Annotated in this window: 19 protein-coding genes and 1 pseudogene; 7 read left to right on the top strand and 13 right to left on the bottom strand. The window is 71.5% G+C overall.

The features are described from left to right. Positions 1-47: 47 nt before the first annotated feature. Entirely contained in the window at positions 48-833 is a 786-nt protein-coding gene (locus tag I004_RS34755) for an IclR family transcriptional regulator (protein ID WP_051345164.1), read from the bottom strand. A 311-nt stretch (positions 834-1,144) separates the two neighbouring features. Between I004_RS34755 and I004_RS34750 the strand changes: the two genes are divergently transcribed. Then, positions 1,145-2,476 carry an MFS transporter gene (locus I004_RS34750; RefSeq protein WP_037976756.1) on the top strand — a complete coding sequence of 444 codons (1,332 nt, stop codon included), beginning with the start codon at positions 1,145-1,147 and terminating at the stop codon, positions 2,474-2,476. Between the two features lie 37 nt (positions 2,477-2,513). Here the strand turns inward: I004_RS34750 and I004_RS0118670 are convergent, their stop codons facing one another. Beyond that, the gene (locus I004_RS0118670) at positions 2,514-3,749 is read right to left on the bottom strand and encodes an MFS transporter (protein ID WP_051345163.1); all 1,236 of its coding nucleotides are present in this window, start codon (positions 3,747-3,749) and stop codon (positions 2,514-2,516) included. Between the two features lie 129 nt (positions 3,750-3,878). On the opposite strand from I004_RS0118670, the gene I004_RS34745 reads away from it, so the two are divergent. Then, entirely contained in the window at positions 3,879-4,631 is a 753-nt protein-coding gene (locus I004_RS34745) for a collagen-like triple helix repeat-containing protein (RefSeq protein ID WP_199779419.1), read from the top strand. Then, the gene (locus I004_RS39515; RefSeq protein WP_158677051.1) at positions 4,618-4,833 is read left to right on the top strand and encodes a hypothetical protein; all 216 of its coding nucleotides are present in this window, start codon (positions 4,618-4,620) and stop codon (positions 4,831-4,833) included. Before I004_RS34745 ends, I004_RS39515 begins: the two co-directional genes overlap by 14 nt. A 203-nt stretch (positions 4,834-5,036) precedes the next feature. On the opposite strand, the gene I004_RS34740 is transcribed toward I004_RS39515, so the two are convergent. From I004_RS34740 to I004_RS0118650, 3 genes are read right to left on the bottom strand one after another with little or no spacing between them, the layout of a single operon-like run. Continuing rightward, entirely contained in the window at positions 5,037-5,438 is a 402-nt protein-coding gene (locus I004_RS34740) for a Uma2 family endonuclease (protein ID WP_078511413.1), read from the bottom strand. After that, complete coding sequence (locus I004_RS0118655) at positions 5,435-6,358, bottom strand: virginiamycin B lyase family protein (protein WP_028436744.1); 924 nt, start codon at positions 6,356-6,358, stop codon at positions 5,435-5,437. Before I004_RS0118655 ends, I004_RS34740 begins: the two co-directional genes overlap by 4 nt. Further along, the gene (locus I004_RS0118650) at positions 6,355-6,816 is read right to left on the bottom strand and encodes an ATP-binding cassette domain-containing protein (protein WP_028436743.1); all 462 of its coding nucleotides are present in this window, start codon (positions 6,814-6,816) and stop codon (positions 6,355-6,357) included. The genes I004_RS0118655 and I004_RS0118650 overlap by 4 nt, the downstream gene beginning before the upstream one ends. A gap of 266 nt (positions 6,817-7,082) precedes the next feature. Here I004_RS0118650 and I004_RS0118645 point away from each other — a divergent pair, with 266 nt between their 5' ends. Continuing rightward, complete coding sequence (locus I004_RS0118645; protein ID WP_028436742.1) at positions 7,083-7,748, top strand: TetR/AcrR family transcriptional regulator; 666 nt, start codon at positions 7,083-7,085, stop codon at positions 7,746-7,748. A 31-nt stretch (positions 7,749-7,779) separates the two neighbouring features. Here I004_RS0118645 and I004_RS0118640 read toward each other — a convergent pair whose 3' ends face one another. From I004_RS0118640 to I004_RS34730, 4 genes are all read right to left on the bottom strand, one after another. Further along, positions 7,780-9,306, bottom strand: a complete 1,527-nt coding sequence (locus I004_RS0118640; RefSeq protein WP_028436741.1) for a membrane protein — start codon at positions 9,304-9,306, stop codon at positions 7,780-7,782. 166 nt (positions 9,307-9,472) lie between these two features. Continuing rightward, a complete protein-coding gene (locus I004_RS34735; RefSeq protein ID WP_051345161.1) occupies positions 9,473-11,146 on the bottom strand; it encodes a PTS transporter subunit EIIC in 1,674 nt (557 codons plus the stop codon). A 96-nt stretch (positions 11,147-11,242) separates the two neighbouring features. Continuing rightward, the gene (murQ, locus tag I004_RS0118630; RefSeq protein WP_028436740.1) at positions 11,243-12,199 is read right to left on the bottom strand and encodes an N-acetylmuramic acid 6-phosphate etherase; all 957 of its coding nucleotides are present in this window, start codon (positions 12,197-12,199) and stop codon (positions 11,243-11,245) included. A 330-nt stretch (positions 12,200-12,529) separates the two neighbouring features. Then, positions 12,530-13,576 carry a MurR/RpiR family transcriptional regulator gene (locus I004_RS34730; RefSeq protein ID WP_028436739.1) on the bottom strand — a complete coding sequence of 349 codons (1,047 nt, stop codon included), beginning with the start codon at positions 13,574-13,576 and terminating at the stop codon, positions 12,530-12,532. Positions 13,577-13,786: 210 nt separating this feature from the next. Here I004_RS34730 and I004_RS0118620 point away from each other — a divergent pair, with 210 nt between their 5' ends. Together I004_RS0118620 and I004_RS0118615 are read left to right on the top strand one after the other, a co-directional pair. Next, a complete protein-coding gene (locus I004_RS0118620; RefSeq protein ID WP_028436738.1) occupies positions 13,787-14,143 on the top strand; it encodes a hypothetical protein in 357 nt (118 codons plus the stop codon). 105 nt (positions 14,144-14,248) lie between these two features. Further along, positions 14,249-14,527, top strand: coding sequence for a DUF4031 domain-containing protein (locus tag I004_RS0118615; protein WP_028436737.1), 279 nt, complete (start codon positions 14,249-14,251; stop codon positions 14,525-14,527). On the opposite strand, the gene I004_RS34725 is transcribed toward I004_RS0118615, so the two are convergent. The 4 genes and pseudogenes from I004_RS34725 to I004_RS0118595 all read right to left on the bottom strand — a co-directional run bounded on the left by I004_RS34725 (position 14,487) and on the right by I004_RS0118595 (position 19,097). Continuing rightward, positions 14,487-15,698: a Cmx/CmrA family chloramphenicol efflux MFS transporter gene (locus I004_RS34725; protein WP_051345160.1), complete on the bottom strand. Its 1,212-nt coding sequence runs from the start codon at positions 15,696-15,698 to the stop codon at positions 14,487-14,489. The two genes, I004_RS0118615 and I004_RS34725, sit on opposite strands and share 41 nt — an antisense overlap. Before the next feature lie 302 nt (positions 15,699-16,000). Next, positions 16,001-16,564, bottom strand: a complete 564-nt coding sequence (locus I004_RS0118605; RefSeq protein WP_028436736.1) for a TIGR03086 family metal-binding protein — start codon at positions 16,562-16,564, stop codon at positions 16,001-16,003. Between the two features lie 273 nt (positions 16,565-16,837). Beyond that, positions 16,838-18,063: pseudogene (locus I004_RS34720) on the bottom strand (RNA-guided endonuclease InsQ/TnpB family protein). Positions 18,064-18,353: 290 nt separating this feature from the next. After that, the gene (locus I004_RS0118595; protein ID WP_486580108.1) at positions 18,354-19,097 is read right to left on the bottom strand and encodes an HD domain-containing protein; all 744 of its coding nucleotides are present in this window, start codon (positions 19,095-19,097) and stop codon (positions 18,354-18,356) included. A gap of 69 nt (positions 19,098-19,166) precedes the next feature. On the opposite strand from I004_RS0118595, the gene I004_RS0118590 reads away from it, so the two are divergent. Beyond that, on the top strand, positions 19,167-19,955 hold the full coding sequence (locus I004_RS0118590) for a copper homeostasis protein CutC (protein WP_486580106.1): 789 nt from the start codon (positions 19,167-19,169) through the stop codon (positions 19,953-19,955). Positions 19,956-19,987 lie beyond the last annotated feature (32 nt).

Below are 19,987 nucleotides of genomic sequence, written 5' to 3'. Positions count from 1 at the left end.
CGCTCTCCTCGGATGTCACCTGACGTCGCAAGGCGAGTCCCGGCCCGTCAGCTTCGCCGCGGGGCGAGCCCGGAGCGGTGAGGCGGTGCGCCCAGCGTCAGGGAGAAGCGTTTCGCGGCACCGGCAACGGCCCTTCCGCAGCGGGCGATCGAGGCCTCGTCGGTGAAGCTGCTCAGCGTGACCGCGCTCATGCCGCCGACGGCCTGGCCCGAGTGGTCGAAGACGGGAGCGCCCACCGCGACGACGCCGGATTCGTTCTCCTCGCGGTCCTCCGCGTATCCGCGCTCCCGTACGGCGGCCAGCTCGCCGAGCAGCTCCGCTGGGTCGGTGTGCGTGCGTTCCGTCCGCGCCGACATCCCGGTGCGCTTGAGCAGGGCGAGTACCGACTCGTCGGGCAGGGTGGCGAGTACGGACTTGCCGACGGAAGTGGAGTGCAGCGCGAGGCTCATGCCGATGCGTGAGGCCAGGCGGTACGGCTTGTCGGCCTCCAACTTGGCGGCGTAGACGGCCTCGTCGCCGCTGAGCAGTGCGAAGTGGACGGTCCAGTCCGTCTCTTCGCGCAGCGCCTCCAGCACCGGCCGGGCCTGGTCGGGCAGATCGCCCTCGCGCTGGTGGCTGCCGACGAGGGTCAGGACGCGCGGGCCGCTCGCGTAGCTGCCGCGGCCGAGGGAACGGGCGAAACCGCGTTCGACGAGAGTCTGCAGGATCCGGTGCACGGTGGGCTTGGGCAGCGATGTGACCTCGGAGATCTCCGCCACGCTGCGGTGCTCGGCCAGCGCCTCCAGCACGTCGAGTGTCTTGTCCGCCGCCGTGCGGTGCCGATCGCTGGCCATCGGCCCAGTCTAAGCAGCGGGTCGGCGGGCTGCTTTGCCTCGCGGAGCCGGTCCGTTGCTGCCGCGCGGGTTCACAGCCATGCAGGGCTGTGGCACCATCCCGTAACCCCGGGTCGGTTTCCGGAACACAATTCCGTCAGGCAAAACGCTGTCGGATGGTGGTCTGCCGGTATTCCGGTCCGCGGCGGCCAAGGCGGCAGGGACGGATGAATCGAGCGGCCATGTCCGAGGAACCACCACCCCCCACGACCACGAATCCCACCTCACCCGCGTCCGGGTCCACCACCGGGTCCGCGCCCGCGCCCAGGAACATGCGCACCGATCGTGAACTGCGGCGCGTCGTCACCGCGTCGGTCGTCGGCACCGCGCTCGAGTGGTACGACTTCTTCATCTACGGCACGGCCGTCGTGCTGGTCTTCAACGATCTCTTCTTCGTCCAGGACGACCCGGCGGCCGGTACCCTGATCGGTCTGGCGACCTTCGGCGTCGGCTTCGTTTTCCGCCCCGTGGGCGGCTTCTTCTTCGGAGCCCTCGGCGACCGCATCGGAAGGCGCGCCACGCTCGTACTGACGACGCTGGTCATGGGCCTGTCCACCGGAATCATCGGACTGCTGCCGACGTACGCCTCGATCGGCGTGGCCGCCCCCGTACTGCTCACGCTGATGCGCGTGTGCCAAGGGCTGGGCGCGGGCGCCGAGTTCGGGGGTGCGTCGACGCTGCTCGCCGAGCACGCCCCGGCCGAAAGGCGCGGGTTCTACGCCTCGTTCGCGCAGATGGGCGTGCAGGCAGGGCTCGTGCTGGGAATGGTCGTCTTCCTCTTCGTGGGGATGCTTCCGCAGGCAAGCCAGCAGAGCTGGGGATGGCGGCTGCCCTTCCTGTTCAGCTTCGTACTGATCGGTGTCTCGCTCTACTTGCGGCTGCGGGTCTCCGAATCTCCCGTCTTCCAGCGGATGAAGGACGACCGCAGCGTCGTGAAACTGCCGGTGCGGGAGGCGCTGCGCCGCTACCCGCGCAGCTTCCTGGTCGGCATCGGCGCACACATCTGCGACACCTCGGTGGTGTACATCTACGCGACCTTCTCCGTGTCGTATCTGACGGTCCAGGTCGAGCAGCCCAAGTGGGTCGCCCTCACGGGCGTGATCTCCTTCGGGCTCGTCGTGATCGCGCTCCAGCCGGTGTACGGAGCGCTGTCGGACCGGATCGGGCGCAGGCCGCTGAACCTGTTCAGCGTCGTCTTCACCGGGCTGTTCGCGTATCCGTTCTTCCTGCTGCTCGACACGGGTGTGCCCGCGGTGATCTGGCTGGCGATGATCGTGGCGACCTCGCTCGGGCTGGCCCCGATGATCGCCGTCCAACCCGTCTTCTACGCCGAGCTGTTCGGGGCCCGCGTGCGCTACACGGGGTTCGCTGCGTCGCGTGAGACGGGCGCGGCGCTCGCCGGCTTCTCGCCGTTCATCGCGGCGGCGCTGCTGGGCTACGCGGACGGAGACCCGTGGCTCGTCGCGCTCTTCATGGCGGGGACGGCGGCGATCTCCCTCGTGGCGTTCCTGTACTCGAAGGAGTCGCGCCAGACCGACGTCACGCTGGCGGAGCACGCCCCCGCGAGTCCGGGCGGAGGGCAGCCGACCGCGCCCCCGTCCTGAGCGGGAGGCCGTCCCGCGGCGAGGCATTGAGGCGGCGTCATGAGACGCGAGTGCGCCGACCGGCGCGCAGCAGCGCCGCCAGCACGGAACCCGCGAGCACCGCGACGAGCACGCTGAACGCGATCCCAGCCGCCCGGAGCCCGACCAGATCGGCCGCCAGGCCGACGCCGATCACGGGCAGCGACAGCGCCACATAGAGCACGACGAAGTACGTCGAGGCCACATTGGCGCGGCGCGCCACGGGAGCCTCGGCGTTGACGGCGGCCAGCCCGGCGCGGAAGCTCATGCCCTGACCGATCCCCGCGACCACGCCTCCGGCCACGAGGAGCGCGAACGACCGCGCGGCGAATCCCGCCGTGAGCAGCCCCATGCCCACGACCAGTCCCGCACAGCCCACCGGCAGGGACGCGTCGCCGAACCGTGGCACGAGCGCGATCTGGCCGACGGCGGACGCCGCGAAAACGGCGAAGATCACACCGCCTTCCAGCGCCACGTTGCTCATCCCCAGCAGCTTCCCCATGAACGAAGGGGACACCGCCGTGAAGAGCCCCAGCACCGCGAACCCCGCGAACCCCGCGATGCCCGCCCGTACGAAGGTGCCGCGCATCTCCTGCGGAACCCCCGGCTTCGTCACCCTGATCCGGGGACGCCGAACGGCACCCTCGACCGGCTCCGGCATGAACCACACTCCGGCTGCGACCAGCAGGAGCAGCACCAGGTGGACGGCGTACGGAAGTTGCAGCGGCGCCGGTGCGAACTCGGCGAGCACACCCGCCAGCAGCGGACCGCTGCCCAATCCGCCCATCTGCACGACGGTGGCCACCAGGCTGCCCCGCGCGGTGTTCCTGCTGTCGGCCAGGTCGACGAGGGCCGCGGTGGCCGTGCCGGTGAAGATGCCCGCCGACAGGCCGGACAGGAGCCGTCCCACGAAGAGGAGGCTCAGATCGTCGGCGGCGAGGAAGACGACGGCGCTGAGCATGGCGAGCACCAGTCCCGGCAGAAGCGTCCGGCGGCGCCCGATCTCGTCCGACACATGGCCGGCGAGCAGCAGGGCCGCCAGCACGCCCGCCGCGTACGTCGCGAAGACGACGGTGACCATGAGCGTGGAGAAGTGCATCTCCTGCTGATAGATGACGTACAGCGGGGTCGGCAGGGTCGTGCCCAGCATCGTCACCGTGAAGGCGGCCGCCACCAGCCAGAACGCCACGGCGCGTGGTGCCGTGGGACGTTCGCGTGTGCCGCGGCCGTCGGTCTGCGCATCCGTTCCACCCATGTGCCCATGCCACCACGCTCGAGTCCGTGATCCGCCCCGGCGCGGCAGAGCACGGCGTTTGCGACGGGATCGTGCGGCTACCCGGGTGCGAACTGTCCGCCACAACACGAAAACTCGGGGTGGAAGACCTTGTCCACAATTGTGATCATTGTCCTGGCCGTCGTCCTCGCAGTCGTCGTGGCCCGCCTGGTTTTCACGGAAGCACGCAAACGCGGGCGCGGCGGCGGCATGAGGAACCGCTTCGGGCCCGAGTACGACCGCGTGCTCGCCCGCCACAACGGCGACACCCGGGCAACGGACCGCGAGCTGGGCCAACGCGTCCGCGAATACGGCTCGTTCGTCCCTCAGCCGCTCCCGCCCGAGATGCGTGAGCATTACGTCGGCCGCTGGTCGGCGGCGCAGGAGCGCTTCGTGGAGTCGCCGCAGCATGCCCTCGCCGAGGTGCACGAGCTGCTCGGCGGGCTGGCTCGTGCCCGCGGCTTCCCCGGCCCGGAACACCGTGACGCGCACGTCGACGCGCTGTCCGTGCACCACGCGTCCCACCTGGACGGCTACCGGCGGCTGAGCGCCGCGGCGACGAGCGGCACCGCCGGTACGGAGGAGATGCGTGAGGCGATGCTGCAAGCCCGAGCGTTCTTCGACGCGTTGATGACGGAACAGCTCGTTCACGCGGGGCGCGGCGCGCGGTCGCCACGTGTGCGGCGCCCGCTGATGCCCAAGGGTGCGGCGCCCGGAGCGCCGGGCACCGCGGGTGCACCGGGTACTCCGGGGGCTGCGGGTGTGCCGGGGGCGCCGGGTACTCCGCACACTGCGGGACCCAGGCGTCCTCGGGCACCGCTGTTCTCCGCCCGTCGGCACGCCAAGGGAAGTGAGGCGTCGTGACGTCCCGCGAATTCGAGTTCGCCGACCCGGGTTCGCGGCAGGGCACCCCCGCAGCCGCGAATCCGCCCCCGGAGCCGCCCGTCCCGTCGGGCGCACCCGCCGACCCGGCGGCCCCGGCTCCGCGTCCGCCGCGGAGACCGAGGAACTGCGCCTCGCCCTGCGTCAGTACAAGGAGGCGACGGAGCGTCTGCTGAAGCTGTGAACGAGGCTCTGAGGTTCTCGACCGGGGCCTTTGCTGAACCCCGCCGTGTGCGGGGCCAGTCGGGGCCCTGGAGCGGCGCCGGGCTCACTGGCGCGGTGGGACTCACTGGCGTCGTTGGACTCGCCGGGTGTGACGGCCGCCTCGGTCCTCGGTCTCCGCCCCGTCGCTCCGTGATCCGCGAACCGCAACCCGGCGCAACCGGGTCAGCTGTTCGGCGCCTGCACCTCTGACAGAGCGATGTCGACGGGGAACGGGACCGAGACCTTCAGCTCGTCGTGATACACGCCCGCCGGCGCGTAGGTGAGGGTGGCCGGCTCCAATTCGAAGGTGTAGACGACGGCGCGGCCGCCGTCGTTCTCCACCCGCCAGAAGTGACGGATGCCGGCAGCGGCGTACTTGCGGTGCTTGGTGTCGCGGTCACGGTCCACCGAGTCCGGGGAGACGACCTCGGCGGCGAGGATCACATCCTCGGGCCGGTAGGAAGTCTGGGCAGGACCCGTCAGGGCCTCTGCGCGCACCAGCATGATGTCCGGCTCGGGTCGTCGTCGACGCCTCCAGAGCACTCGCACGTATCCGTCGTGCTTCATGCGAACGGGTGACGTCATCCCTGGTCGGAGACCGTGACGCGGGCCAGCGCGCCCGACTCCAGGGCCGTCCGGATCGCGCCGTCGGGCCCGACCGTCAAGCCGTGCGGTTCGCCGGCCGGCGTCGGGAGCGGGGCTTCGGTGAGGGTGCCGTCGGGTGTGATGCGGCCGATGCGGTTCGCGCCCCACTCCGTGAACCAGCATGCTCCCGCCGCGTCGACCGTCACCGCGTGCGGGCGTGAGGACGAGTCGGGCAACGGGAATTCGGCGATTCCGCCCGACAGCGTGATCCGGCCGACCGCGCCCGCGCCGATCTCCGCGAACCACACCGCGCCGCGCCGCATGTCCGCGGCGATTCCCACGGGGGCCGCGCCCTTCGTCGGCAGCCGGAACGACGTGATCTCGCCTGCGGTGGTGATACGGGCGACGGTGTCGGTCTGGTTCTGCGTGAACCAGAGCGCGCCGTCAGGCCCCGCGGTGATGACGGACGGAAAGGCACCCGGCGTCGGCAACGGGAACCCCGTCACCTCGCCCTCGACGGTGATGCGGCCGATCCGGTTCGCCGCGGTCTCGGTGAACCACAGCGCGCCGTCGGGGCCGGCGGTGATGCCGTACGGGCCCGACTCCCGCTCGGGCAGGGCGAATTCACGCACGCCGCCGTCCGTGCCGATGCGGCCGATGCGGTGGTCCCGCGTTCGGCAGAACCACAGTGCGCCGTCGGGGCCGGAGGTGATGACGGTCGGGCCGCTGTCCGGGGAGTCCAGCGAATGGAAGCTGAACTTCCGTGCGGGCAGCTCCAGTCGGCCGATCGAGCCGGCGTGGACGAGCGTGAACCAGAGCGCACCGTCCGGTCCCGTGGTGATGCCGTAGGGGCCCGCCCCCGCGCCGCCCGCCTCGACGCCTTCGATGCCGATCTCTTCGATGACGAGCGCGTCCCTCATGCCCGTTCCCCCCGTTCGTCGAGTGCCTTCGGTGTCTTCGGTGCCGCCGGTTCTGCCGGTCCGGGCGGCTGTGGTGGCTGATGATCCGGCGGTTCCAGCGCCGCGAGTTGGCGCTCCCCGGGTTGCCGCCCTCGGTCCGTCCGAGGGGCCTCGGGGTCCGCCTCCAGGACTCCCGCGTGCATGCGCAGACGGCTGCCGGTGAACCGGAGCCCGAGTGTGCGGTCGTGGGAGACGACGATGAGGGCGCCCCGGTAGGGCTGTTCGCGGTGTTCCTCGGCGGTGCCCTCGTCCCGGGGTTCCTGGCCGGCGATCAGCCGCAGCAGCGCGGACGTTCCGGAGCCGTTGTCACCGACGACGGCCACGTGTTCGCCGGGGCTCACCGTGAGCGGGATCCCGTCGAGGACGGCGCGGCCGGCGTAGGACTTCCAGACGTCCTTGAGTGTGAGCTGAGCGGTCAAGGCGGTGGATTTCCGGGGCGCATGACGGGGGACGGGGCGAGTGCGTCGGGGCGGTGTGCGGCGCCCGTGCCTGGACTCGGTCCATGTCTGCTGCGCTCCCTCGGAGTTCTGCGGTGTTGCCGCGCCCGCCCGCCCGCCCGCGGTTGCGGTGCGAAGCGGCGCGGTCCCGGTACGGTCTTCAGCGATCCATAAATGCGACAGTGTTGCGTTAGCGTGGAGCGTGACACAGGGGGTCTGACGGTGCAACGGAATTACAGGGGCCGCACTTGACGCGCGACGCCGGCGCCGAGGAAGAACACCCACCGGTGCCGGGGAGCACGCGCCCGGGCGGCCGTACGGCCCGCACCCGTGAGGCCGTGCGGGAAGCGACGCTCGCCGAGATCGCGGAGCGCGGCTACGACGGTCTGACGGTCGACGGCGTGGCCGCCCGTGCTGGAGTGCACAGGGCAACCGTCCACCGCCGCTGGAGGAACGCCGCGGGGCTCGCGGCCGACGTCCTCGACCTTGCCTCGGGGGAGCGCTGGCCCGTCCCCGACACGGGCGGCATCCAGGGCGATCTGCGGGAGCTCACGTCACTTGTCGTCACCCACTTCGAGGACCCGCACGCGGGGGCGGTCTCGCGCGCCCTCGTCTCGGCGGCCGTCCACGACCCCGTGACGGCCCGGGCGCTGCACGGCTTCCTGGCGGGCCGTCACCGCCAGGCGGCTCCGCTCGTCGCGCGCGCTGTGGAGCGCGGAGAGCTGCCCGAGGGGACGGACGGGGAAGAGGTCGTGCGCGCGGCCGTCGCTCCTCTCTACTACCGCCTGTTCATCTCGGGCGAGGTGGCCGACGCGGAGACGGCGGAGCGGTCCGCGGACGCCGCACTGGCCGCGGCACGCTCCGGGGTGTTCGTGCGGAGCGTGCGCAACTCTCCTGCCCGGGGCGGGAGTTGAGCGCGGTTTTCCGGCCCCATGTCCGTTCGGCTCACCGGCCGGATTCGCCCTGAGCCGTGGGCCGTACCGTCGCGGGCAGATAGACCTCGTAGCCGTGGAAGCGGGAGGCCGAGGAGCTCGGAGCGAGCGATTCACGCCGCCACTCCTGTGCTACGGGGTGCGGCCTGCCGCCCGGCGGCACGACGACCGTCACCGCCGAAGTGCGGGACGCGGCCCGTACTCCGGCCCCGGTGATGCTGGCGTCGGGACCGCCGGTCTGCCGCGACGTGCAGCCGGTGTAGAAGGACAGCTGCACGGAGTGGTCCCCGGAGATCACACACGGCGGACGCACACCCAGCTGGTGCAGACGAGCGGCCGCGCTCGTGAAGTCCCTGTGCGACGTGCGGACTTCAGCCGTGTTGTCGGCCAGTACGGCGTACTGGACGGCCAGATGCCCCGCGAGGCCCAGCGCCACGAGACTCGTCGCGGCCATGCGCAGCCGTCCGTGCCTGTCGGCCGCCACCCACCACAGCAACCGGGCGACGGGCAGTGCGAGCAGTGCGTAGCTGGGCAGGAGGAAGCGGGGCGCCGCGTAGTCGATCAGGAAGAGATAGGGGACCGCGACGACCACTGCTGTGACCGCGGGAACCACGGCGGTGGCACGGCGTCGGCCCCACGGCGTCACGAGGGTGCCTGCCACTGCCAGCAGCGGCAGGGCGAACCACCACAGCGCGGTGGCAGGGTTCTGCCAGGGAATGTCGCAGGGACGGCAGAGCGTGCGCCCTGCCAGGCTGCGTATCTGGTCGTCCGCAGCCATGTGCCAGCCCATGCCGCCCTGTATCTCGCCGGCACGGTGCAGCCGCTCGAACAGGCCGCCGTACCGGATGTACGCCTCGGCGATCCACTCCGCGGACCCCAACGCGAAGCCGGCGGCGAGGAGCGCCAGCAGCCCGGGTCTGCGCCAGCGGCGTACGCAGACGGCCACGGCGGCGAGAGCGAGCACGAGCCAGAATCCGTCGGGCGGCCGCATGAGCGCCACGACCGCGACGGAGACGACCAGTCCGGTACGTGCCCGGCGGTCGTCACGGTTGCGGGCGAGGCGTACGAAGCAACCGGTCGCCGACAGGACGCCGAAGGCGGTCCACAGGTTGGGCATCACCGAGGGCCCGTAGTACAGCGTGATCCACAGGCTCGCGAACAGGGCGCCCGCGGTGGCCAGGACGCGGGCCGGGAGCATGCCCCGCCACACCCACAGCGACGCGAACAGTCCCGCCCCGGAGAGCAGCGCCAGATAGATCCGCAGGGCGGTGATGGAGGAGGTCAGCGCCGCGACCGGCGCCGCGAGGAACGAGATCCCGCGGGCACGGGGCGCGCTGAAGAACGCCGCCGGCGCATGCCCGCTGACCTGGCTGGTGTAGACGGACTCGTCCCATCCCATGCCGGACCCGGGCACCACGAGGAGCAGCTGGGCGAGCACGAACGCCGCGGCGACACCGGCGAGCCACGGCAGGGGACGCCCGTCGTGCGCCGGCCTTCGCAGGGGGATCGGAGCGGTACGGGGAGCAAGGGCTTCGTGCATGTGAGACCTCGCGATCGAGCCGAGTCCCCCCTGCTGGCACCGGCCGCCCCGGCGGCCGTCCCTGCTTCCGTCGGCCCCCGGCCCGGGAGCGGCGGCGTGGTCCGTGCAGAGGGCACGCCGCTCGATGTCGCTCCCGGACCGGGCCGGCCGGTGAGAAGGAAGGGCCCTACACGCCGACCGGCTGCTTCGGCTCCCCGCCGCCTCCGCCGAGACCGCCGTCGCCCTCGGCGCCGTCATCGTCGTCGTCCTCGCCGCGCCTGCGGGTGTCCTGCGGGACACGGGGTGCGGCCGCGGGCGTACCCGTGGCGATGACCTTGCTCCCCGCTCCGGCGGCCTCCGCCTCGGGCGCGACGTTCAGCTCCGCCAGCATCTGCTTGCTGAATCCGAAGAAGTACGTCGCGATGAAGCCCGCCAGATACCCCGTCCCCATCCCGAGCGCGTAGACGGCCGCGATGGCGCCCAGCCCCTGGTTGCCCTTGAGCAGGGGGAAGAGGGCCCAGCCGGACGGGCCGATGGCCGTGGACCCGACGGACGTGCCCAGCTGGTGGAAGAGCCCCACGGCACCGCCGCCGACGGCGCCGCCGATGCACGCGGTGATGAACGGCCGTCCGAGCGGCAGCGAAACACCGTAGATCAGGGGCTCGCCGACGCCCATCACACCGGCGGGAAGCGCGGACTTGATGGTCTTTCGGATCGAGGTGTTGCGGCGCAGCCTCATGTAGACGGCGATCGCGGCACCGACCTGACCCGCGCCGGCCATCGCCAGGACGGGCAGCAGGACCGTGAAGCCGTCCTGCTCGATGAGCGTCGTGTGGATCGGGATGAGGGCCTGGTGCAGGCCGAGCATCACCAGCGGCAGGAAGAGCCCGCCGAGCACGAAGCCGGCGACGCCTCCGCCGTGCAGGAGCAGCCAGTTGGCGAAGTGGCCGATGCCGGTGGAGACCAGGCCGCACACGTACATCAGCCCGAAGAGCGTGACCATGCCGGAGACGAGGACCGTGACGGTCGGTGTGACCAGCACGTCGACGGCCTCCGGCACGCGGCGCCGGCACCACTTCTCGACGTACACCGCGACCAGAGCCGCGAACAGCGCGCCCAGCACCCCGCCCTGTCCCGGCGCGAGCTTCGCCCCGAACACCGAAACCTTGGAGACGCCGGCGAAGACGATGACGGCCGCGGCCGCGCCGCCGAGTACGGGCGTTCCGCCGAACTCCGCGGCCGTGTTGATGCCGACGAAGACGGCGATGAGCGACATGAAGCCGGTGGAGATCGCGGTCAGGGCGGGGACGATGCCCGCCGCCCACTGGGCGCCGCCGCTGCTGACCAGGTTCGTCAGGATGCCGTTGATGCCGGCGACGATGCCGCAGCCGATGAGCGCCGGGATGAGCGGCACGAAGATGTTGGCGACCCGGCGCAGCATGTGCTTCACCGGTGTCGAGTTCTTCCGTCTGCGTGCGGCGCGGATGGCGGCGCCACGCTCGGCCAGCTCATCGGCAGTGACAGCGGACTGCCCGCCTGCTGCCACGGCGGCAGGGGTGCCGGCAGTCGCCTCGGCCGTCGAGCCGGCGGCGGTGGCAGTCTCCTGCCGGGCGATGGCCTGGAATTCGGTGGTGACCCGGGCGACCTTCCCCGGGCCGAGCACGATCTGGTAGGTGTCGTCGTCCTCGACGACCCCCACCACGTCCGGCAGCGCGCGCAGTGCGGCGTCCTGGACCAGTGAGCGGTCGGCCAGGCCGAGACGCATCCGGGTCATGCAGTGGGTGACGGAGACGACGTTCTGCGAGCCGCCCACGAGGGGCAGCAGCGCTTCGGCGATCTGGCGGTTCTTGTCTGTGCTCATTGGCGCGGTCGCTCTCTGGCTGTCCGGAGGCCCGGAACGCGGTGCGGTCCAGCGATCCGGCCACAGCCGGCGGCGGCCGGCCGCTTGGCACCACTGTCAGCCTTCGTCGCCCGCCGCGCGGAGCGCCGCTCGCAGGTGACCACCCGCTTCATCGAGCAACCGGGCCGCCGTACGGCCGTCGACCCCCGCGAGGATGATGAGAATTGCGTTCTTGACCTCGTCGCCCGCTTGGGTGAGAGCGGCCTCGATGGTCTCGTCACCGGCACCCGTCGCGAGGGAGACGATGCGCCGCGAGCGGGCGCGCAGCTTCTCGTTGGAGGCGCGCAGGTCGACCATCAGGTTCCCGTAGGTCTTGCCCAGACGGATCATGGTGATCGTCGACAGCATGTTCAGGACGAATTTCTGCGCCGTGCCGGCCTTCAGCCGGGTCGAGCCCGTCAGCAGCTCGGGGCCAACGACGACCTCGATCCGCAGATCGGCCGCGTCCCCGAGCGGCGAGTCCGCGTTGCAGGAGAAGCCGACCGTGAGCGCGCCGTGCTTTCCGCGCGCGTGCTCGACGGCGCCCACCGCGTAAGGGGTGCGCCCGGACGCCGAGATGCCGACCACCGTGTCGTCGGCCGTCAGCCGTAGCGCGTCGAGGTCGGCGGCCGCCAGCTCCTTGCTGTCCTCGGCCCCTTCGACCGACCTGTTCATCGCGCCGGGGCCGCCGGCGATCAGCCCGACCACGTCGGACGGATCGGTGTTGAAGGTGGGTGGGCACTCGCTGGCGTCCAGTACGCCCATACGGCCCGCCGTGCCGGCGCCCGCGTAGATGAGGCGGCCGCCGCGGGCCATCCGTTCGGCGGTCGCGTCGATGGCGGCAGCGATCCTCGGCAGCTGCTCGGCGACGGCACCGGGCACGGTGGCGTCCTCACCCTGCATGATCCGGGCGATCTCCAGGGTGGGCAGCTGATCGATTTCGGACAGATCGCTCCGGAACGCCTCCGTGGTCAGCGTCTCCAGCTGCGCGCGCAGCTCGCTGTAGGAGGGGGGATTGTCAGCGGTGGAGGTCATGGGGAGGTGGCGCTCTCTCTGGCTCGCGCGGACACGGATTCGGATGCGGACCCGGACTTCGGCTCGGCCCGGGATGCGGATAACGGGAACGGATGAGGATCGGACACGGAATCGGACCCGGACGGCGGGACCGTCGCGAGCCCGTTCGGCCGCGCACCCTCACCGCTCGCGGCCACTTCTGCGGGTGGTGCCTGTGGGGTCGGCCCCGCCCGTTCGGACGTGTACGCCTGGCCCGTGCGCGGACGGAACCAGCCCGGGCCGGGATCCGGGACTGGAACACACGTGCCGTGTGCCGTACGGGTACTGCGTACATGCCCTCTCTGTACGAGGTCAGCGGGGCCGGGGTGAGTGCCGGTGTGCCAGCGCCTCGTACGAGGCGGAGAGCGCGGGGGCCGCGGTTTCGTACGTACGTTGCGCCACGCCGATGAACAAACAGTCAACGACGAGGAGTTGGCTCGTGCGGCTCGACATCGCGGCAGGACGCAGTTCGCTCTCGCGAGCCGTCGACGTGGTCAGCACGTGGTCCGCGTACTGCGCGACCTCGCCGTCCGAACGCCCTGTGATGGCGATCGTCGTCGCACCCTGGTCGAAGGCCGCGCGGAGCGGTTCGATGACGTCGACCGTACGACCCGAATGCGTGATGGCTATCGCTACGTCACCGGCCCCCAGCTGCACGGCGGTTGTCACCGCCAGGTGAGGATCGGCCTCCGCGTGCGCGACGTGACCGATGCGCAGCAGTTTCTGCGCGAGGTCCTTGCTGACGAGCCCCGAGGCGCCCACCCCGTACACGTCGACACGGCGCGCGGCGACGAGGGCGTTGACGGCCGCTTCCAGCTGCACGGTGTCGAGGCCTGCCGCGGTGTCCGCCAGGGTCTGCCGCTCGTCGTGAGCGAGCTTGGCCACGACGTCGGCGATCGGGTCGTCCACCGCGATGTCGGCGGTCACCGACGGGGCCGCTCCGGACTCCTGCTGCGCGGCCAGACCCGCGAGCGCGAGACGCAGATCGCGGTATCCGGGGAAGCCGAGCAGACGGGAGGTCCGTACGACGGTGGCCTCGCTCGTGCCGGTGCGTTCGGCGAGGCCGGTGACGGTGAGCTGCGCGCAGCCCGCGGGGTCCGCCGCGACGGTCTCGGCCACGCGCTGCATGGAGCGCGTCATGGACGGGGCCATCGTGCGGACCTTGGCTGCGAGAGCGCCCGGTCCAGGGGGGCCGGGCCTTCCGGAGGGGGCAGGGCGGGCGGCGGGCTGCGCTGGTGCGCCGGAACCGGCCCCCCGCGGGCCGGCTGCGTGATGGTTGGCTCCTGCGGGGCTGTTGCCGCCGCCTCTGCCGTGCGGTCTGCCGCCTCTGGCGAAACTTTCTTTCAGATAGGTGGTCATCGGTGGAAGGTATTTTCCCGTCATGGCCCAGTCAAGAGTCGTGCACATCGATTCACCACGCTTCCGTTTCGAGATCTTCGCGTGGTCTTCGCCGGGCACGTCGTGATCTTCGAGGGGGGGCGTGAAAGAAGCCGGTCCCGGGCCCGCAGACCGCTCGGGGACTGGCTGGGACCGCCGCATCGGCCTCGGCGTCTTTGGTGCAATGGAGACATGGACCAGCTCGAGCAGACACTTCACACCGCCCGTGCCCTCGTACTCGCCGACCTCGAGGCGGGCAAGGTCGCGGAGGCGGACGTGGTCTCGCTCGTCGAGGAAGCGGTCTCGCACCGCAGGTGGTGGGTCGAGCAGTGGCCGGACGGCATCGGGTTCGTGAACGGGCTGATAGCCCAGGACGTGCAGGACGCGTTGCTCGACCGGTACGGGCGCTGGCCACTGTGCCCCGTATGCCTCGGCTCCGATCCGCACGCGCTGGAGGTCGAACCGGCGCTGGGAGAGGACCCTCACTGGGTCTGCGGCAAGACCACGACCTCCGTCGCGCGTGTGGGAGCGCTGAACAAGTGGCTCTGAGCGCACGGGCGTCCCTGGACGCACCTGCTGTGTGTGAACCGGCGAGTCCGCGGCCTGGACCGGGGCACCGGCCCGCGCCCCGAGGCGTGGGCGGGCGGTGACGCGGTGACCGTCTACATCGATCCGCCCGACTGGCCGGGCAACGGACGGCTGTGGTCGCACCTGGTCAGCGACGTCTCCTACGACGAGCTCCACACCTTCGCCGCCGGCATCGGCTGCCCCCGGCGGGCCTTCGACCGCGACCACTACGACGTGCCGAGCGCCCGCTATGCGGCGGCCGTGGCGGCGGGCGCCGTCGAGGTCGGCAGCAAGGAACTGGTGCGCCGGCTCACGGACGCGGGCCTCAGGCGCCCCAAGAGGCGGGGGCCGCCGAGGGGCACGTGACGCCGAGGTGCCGGCGGGCCCGCCGCCGGCTCGTGAGCGAGGCGAGAGCAGTGGTGACGACGGCGGCCGCCGCGAGTGCCGCGCCCGTCAGCGCCACCGACTCGTAGCCCCATCCGGCGCTGATGACCAGGCCGCCCAGCCACGGGCCGAGGGTGTTGCCGATGTTGAAGGACGAGGTCGTGGTGGCGCCGGCGAGCGTCGGGGCGGCATCGGCGACTTCGAACATGCGGGCGTTGAGCGCGGGAGCGGCCGTGAAGGCCGCCACCCCCAGCAGCAGCGACAGCGCGATGGCCGCCACCGGGCTGCGGGCCAGGAATGCGAGCAGCCCCAGGGTGACGGCCGAAGCGGCGATGCCGCCGTACATCGTGCCGAACAGGTGCCCGTCCGCGATCCGTCCGCCGAGGGCGGTGCCTATGAGGCCGCCGAGACCGAACAGCGCCAGCACCGTGGGAAGCCGGTGCTCCGCCAGGCCGGACACGTCCGTCAGGAGCGGGCCGAGGTAGGAGAAGACGGCGAAGACGGCGGCGGCGTTGAGCGCGATGGTGACGACATTGAGCCATACCTGCTTGTCCGCGTAGATGCGCAGCTCGCGGCGGAGCCGCGGCTTGTCCGCGCCCTTCGCCGGATCCGTCCGCGGAACCAGCGCGATCACCCCGGCCAGGGCGATCGCCGACATCACCGCGACCGCCCAGAACGCCGAGCGCCACCCCGCGTGCTGCCCGAGCAGCGAACCGGCGGGCACGCCCAGGATGTTGGCGATGCTGAGCCCGCCGACGAGGATCGCCATGGCCCGGGCACGGGCGTCGACCGGCACCAGCGACATGGCGACCGCCGCACCCACCGCCCAGAAGCCGGCACACGCGAGGGCGCTCACCACCCGGGAGACGAAGAGCACCCCGTACGTGGGCGCGAGCGCCCCGGCGACCTGCCCCAGGCCGAAGGCGGCCAGCAGGGCGACGAGGGTCACGCGGCGGGGCAGCCGCAGCGTGGCGGCAGCGAGGAGCGGGGCGCCCACGACCATCCCGATCGCGAACGCGGACACCAGGAGCCCGGCCCGTGGAATGGAGACGTTCAGATCGCGGGCCAGCGGCTGCAGCAGCCCGGAGAGCATGAATTCGGAGGTGCCCAGCGCGAAGACCGACAGCCCCAGCACGTAGACGCCCAGCGGCATCCGGGTCCGTGCCGGGCGGGGGCCGGACCGAGCGGGTGCGGAGCGGGACGTACCGGGGCCCGAAGGGCCGGACGGAGCAGTGCCTGAAGAGTCGTTGTCGCCCGGACCGGAACCGGTGTCCGTCACGTGCCGGGTGTCCGGCCCTGCTTGGGCGCCGGCTGATTCGGGTGGCATGTCATGCACCAACCACCGCGTGGTGTCCCGCATTCCGTGCCCACCGGGGTGGGCCGGTGCGCTTCGGATGCTTCGCCCTATTCGAACGTCCGGGACGTATCAGTGCGTATCAGGCGCCCCGTGGCGACTCAGGGGTGCCGTCCGAGCAGGGCCACCAGACGGTCCTGCGGCACCGCGTCGTCCGGCACCGGCACCGGCGCGTCGAAGATCCCGCTCTCGTGCCAGCTTCCGGCCTCCGGTGCGATGTGGTCGTAGACCGCGTCGGCGAGTTCGTCCGGCATCCGCGACCGCACGCCGATGCCCTGTGCCAGGTCCCATCCGTGCACGGCGAGGTCCGTCGTCATCTGCCAGCCGTACTCCGACGCCGGGGTCTTCCCGCCGGTGACGTGCACGCTCCCGCGCAGCGCGCCCTTCCGGTGGAACGCCGGGTGCGATGCGCTGCCCGCCTCCTCCCATGCCGCCACCGGGGCGTCGCCGACCACGTCGCCGTCGAAGCGGTCGCCGACCTCGGCGAGCGTCTCGCCGTTCAGCAGGTGCGGCGCCCAAAGGTGCTCGCCGACCAGGTGGTTGACCAGGTCCCGCACGTTCCAGTCGCGGCACGGGGTGGGGTCGTCCCACTGCCGCTCACCGACCTCGTGGACGAGCCGGTCCCATTCCTTGAAGGCTGTCTCGAAGGCGTCGATCAAGTCCATGCGTCAATCGTGCGCCCGCTGGCGGACTCGGCATCCCGGGTCACCCGTACGGGGCGCGACGGGGTGACGGGCGTTCCCGTGACGGGGCAGAGCGGGCAGTCTGCCGCGTCAAACGAGGGCTCGGGAGAGTCGGTGTCCTTGCCGGTTCCGTTCCATTCCGGTGGCGGTGGAAGAATTGACTGCTCCGACCGCCTGAAGGCGGGGGATTCCCGCTCGTCCTTGCGGACGTGCGCCCCTTGCGGGGTGCCTTCAGGCTTCTGCCGGATTCCAGGCTCAGGCAGTCTCCGGGGCCAGCGGCCCCGGAGGTCTTACGCCCTCAACACCTGCCGGGCTCAGACCCGCCCGGATGAGCATCACGTACGCGGAGTTCTTGTCTCTCGCGAAGACAGCTCCGCATGCGGTGCAGGTATAGGTGAGCTCACCCAGCGGCAGTGCATGCTTGGCTCTCGTCATGCAGTGCGCGCAGTCCATGGTGGTGTGCGCGGGGTTGACCAGGTGCACGACCCGGCCGTGCTTGCGGCTCATCTCGATCAGCGCGCGCTTGGTCGCACCGATCGCGGCGTCGGCGGCCTTGCGGGCCATCGTGGACTTCGCGAGGAACTTCGGCCGGAAGTCCTCCACCGCGATCGCGTCATGGTCACGCACGATCTGTCTGGCCCACTTGCGGGCGGTGTCCTGCCGTTGCCGGGCGACCTTCTTGTGCAGCTTCGCCGCCTGCCGCTTCGCCTCCCGGTAGCCTCTCGAGGCTGCCTGGCCCTTCTTCGGCTTACGCCTGGCCATCATCCGCTGGTACCTCGCGAGCTTGTGCGCCGCGGTCCTGCCGTGCTGCGGGTGGAACAGGTCGTGCGCATCCGCGGTCGTCGTGGCAATCTGGGCCACGCCCCAGTCGATACCGATCACGGCGCCGGTCTTGGGCAGTTGCTCGGTGGTGGCGGCGACCACGAAGCTCACGTACCAGTGGCCGAGGCTGTCCCGGTACACCCGCGCGCTGGACGGCGGCTTGGGCAACGTGCGCGACCACACGGGCCTGACCGTGATCCCGCCGGCCAGGTGCAGGCGGCCGTCCTTCAACCGGAAGCCCCGCTGCGTGTAGTTCAAGCTGGGGTCGGCCTCACGCTTCTTCTTGAACCTCGGCATCCCGGCGCGCTGCCGCATCGGCAGCCGGGCCTTGATGTCCTTCAACGCCTTCGCCCGCGACTTCGCGAAATCGCGGATCACCTGCTGCTGCGGAACCGACGCACCCGCCGAAAGCCACGACGTGCGCGCCCGGGCCTCGGTCAGCATCTGGTCGAGCTGGGCCGGACCACACGTCACCTTCTCCTCGGGATGGGCCTTGTTGCATGCGTGCACGGCCTTCGACTTCGCAACGCACTCATCCACAGCCACCGGCAGCGAGCCCACTCCGCTTCCAGCGCGGCCCGCGCACCGGGCGACACCCGCAGACGGTAGGTGTAACGGGCGTGCCCGGCACCCTCCGCCACCTGCGTCGCTGTCGTCATGATCCTCAAACTATCCGGGAGGACTGACAGATGAGAGTTCACGATCAAGGCAGGCTCGCTCACTTCCGTGCGGGGTGGACGCCGCATCGCCCGGGCGGCGATACGGCTACCTCTGCCCTGCCCCGCAGGAGTCCGGTTCTCCCCCGCAAGCGGGAGGTACCCCCACCCCGGCCCGAAGGCCGGGGCATCCTCGGAGGAACCCGGTGACCACGTGGCCTGCGATCCTCTGTGAGTGGCCTCTTGGCTGGTGTGGAGTCCGAAGATGTGGGGTGCCGCACGTCGGTCTTGAGTCAATCCCCCCTGACGAGCAACTCCATCTCCGTCCGCAGGTTGCGGCGGGCCACATGTTCCCATCGTTCCTGCCCGTATCGGGTGCGGAACAGGTGTGGCAGGCCCAGGAGTTGACCCAGCACCTCCGCGCGGCCCTTGAGGAAGGCGTCGTCCGGCACGAAGGCGTACTCCCTGCGCACCGCTGACGCGTACTTCGCGTACTCGTCAGGTGGCCCCGCCAGCACGGCGAGGTCGGCGTCGCACAGCAACTCCCCGTTGATGTCGTCCGGTTCGGGGTCATGGGTCACGGTCAGCCGCACCAGCCGGGCGACTTCGTCCGTACGGGCCTGCGACACTCCGGCCTCGGGCAGTGCCCGTGCGGCGAGGGCGGCGCTGCGTTCCTCGTTCTCGCTGCGGTCGGGGCGGTAGACGGCGTCGTGAAACCAGGCCGCGAGCAGCACGGTGTCGACGTCGGCCCCCCGCGCGTGCGGGGCGAGTTCGTCGATGCGATTGAGGACGTCCAGCAGGTGATCGGCCGTGTGGTAGTGGCGCTGGGGCTCCGACCAGCGCTCGATCAGGTTCCGGCCGTACGGGGCGGGGTCCGGCTCCTCCTGGCCGTCGCGGGCGCTGACGAGCAGTGCGTTCCAGCGCGAGAGCAGGCGGTCGCGGGTCGTGCGGCCGGACGTCTCGGACGTCGGGTGGGCGGGTCGGCGTGCGGGTGAGGGGCCGGCGGCCCCGGCTCCGGGATCGTCGTTTGTCGCCATGAGGGCGATTGTGCCCGTCGGGTTCGATGTCGACTTCCGGCGGAGTCGCGGCTGTGACAGAGTGCACACGTGTCTAGACCAATTTCCGGACGGGCTCCCGACGCCGCCTCCGCTCCGGTTCTCGAGGTGATCGCGCTCGACGCGGAGGACGCCCTGGCGGCGTGCGCGGGAGGTGCCGACCGTCTCGAACTGGTCACCGACATGGCCGCCGACGGACTGACCCCCTCGTGCGAGACCTTCGCCCGCGTCCGCGCCGCGGTCGCCCTGCCCGTGCGGGTCATGCTGCGTGGCGGCGCCGGATTCGCGGCCGGTGGTGACGCGGCCCTGGACGCGCTGTGCGTACAGGCGCGGCGGCTGCTGGCCGAGGGCGCGGACGAGTTCGTACTGGGATTCCTCGACGAAGCGGGCGGGCCGGACCTGAGCGCGATCTCCGTCCTCGACGACGTGATCGACGGCCGCCCATGGACCTTCCACCGCGCCGTCGACCACGCCCCGGACCGCGAGGGCCTGCGCAAGGCGCTCTCGGAGTGGGCGTGTGCGGGGGATCCGGCAGGACAGGCCGGGGGACCGGGCAGGAAGAGGAGAGGTCCGGACGCCTTCCTCACGGCCGGCTCGCCCCTGGGAGTCGACGATGGACTGGACGTGCTGCGCTCGGAGGCGGCGCGAACTGCCGCCCGCGAACCGGGATTCGAGCCGGACACCATCGCCGGCGGCGGACTCCGCCTGGAGCATGTGGCGGAACTCGCGGCCGCGGGCATCACCGCCTTCCACATCGGGGGCGCGGCCCGGCGCGGCGGCTGGTCCGGCCCGGGCGACGCCGGACTCGTCAGGCGGTGGCGCGAGGCCCTGGACGCGTGACGAGGCAAGGACGAGGGAAGTGGCGGCCGCCG

This window comes from Streptomyces sp. TAA486 (genome assembly GCF_000426165.1).
This window is presented reverse-complemented; position numbering and strand designations above follow the sequence as displayed.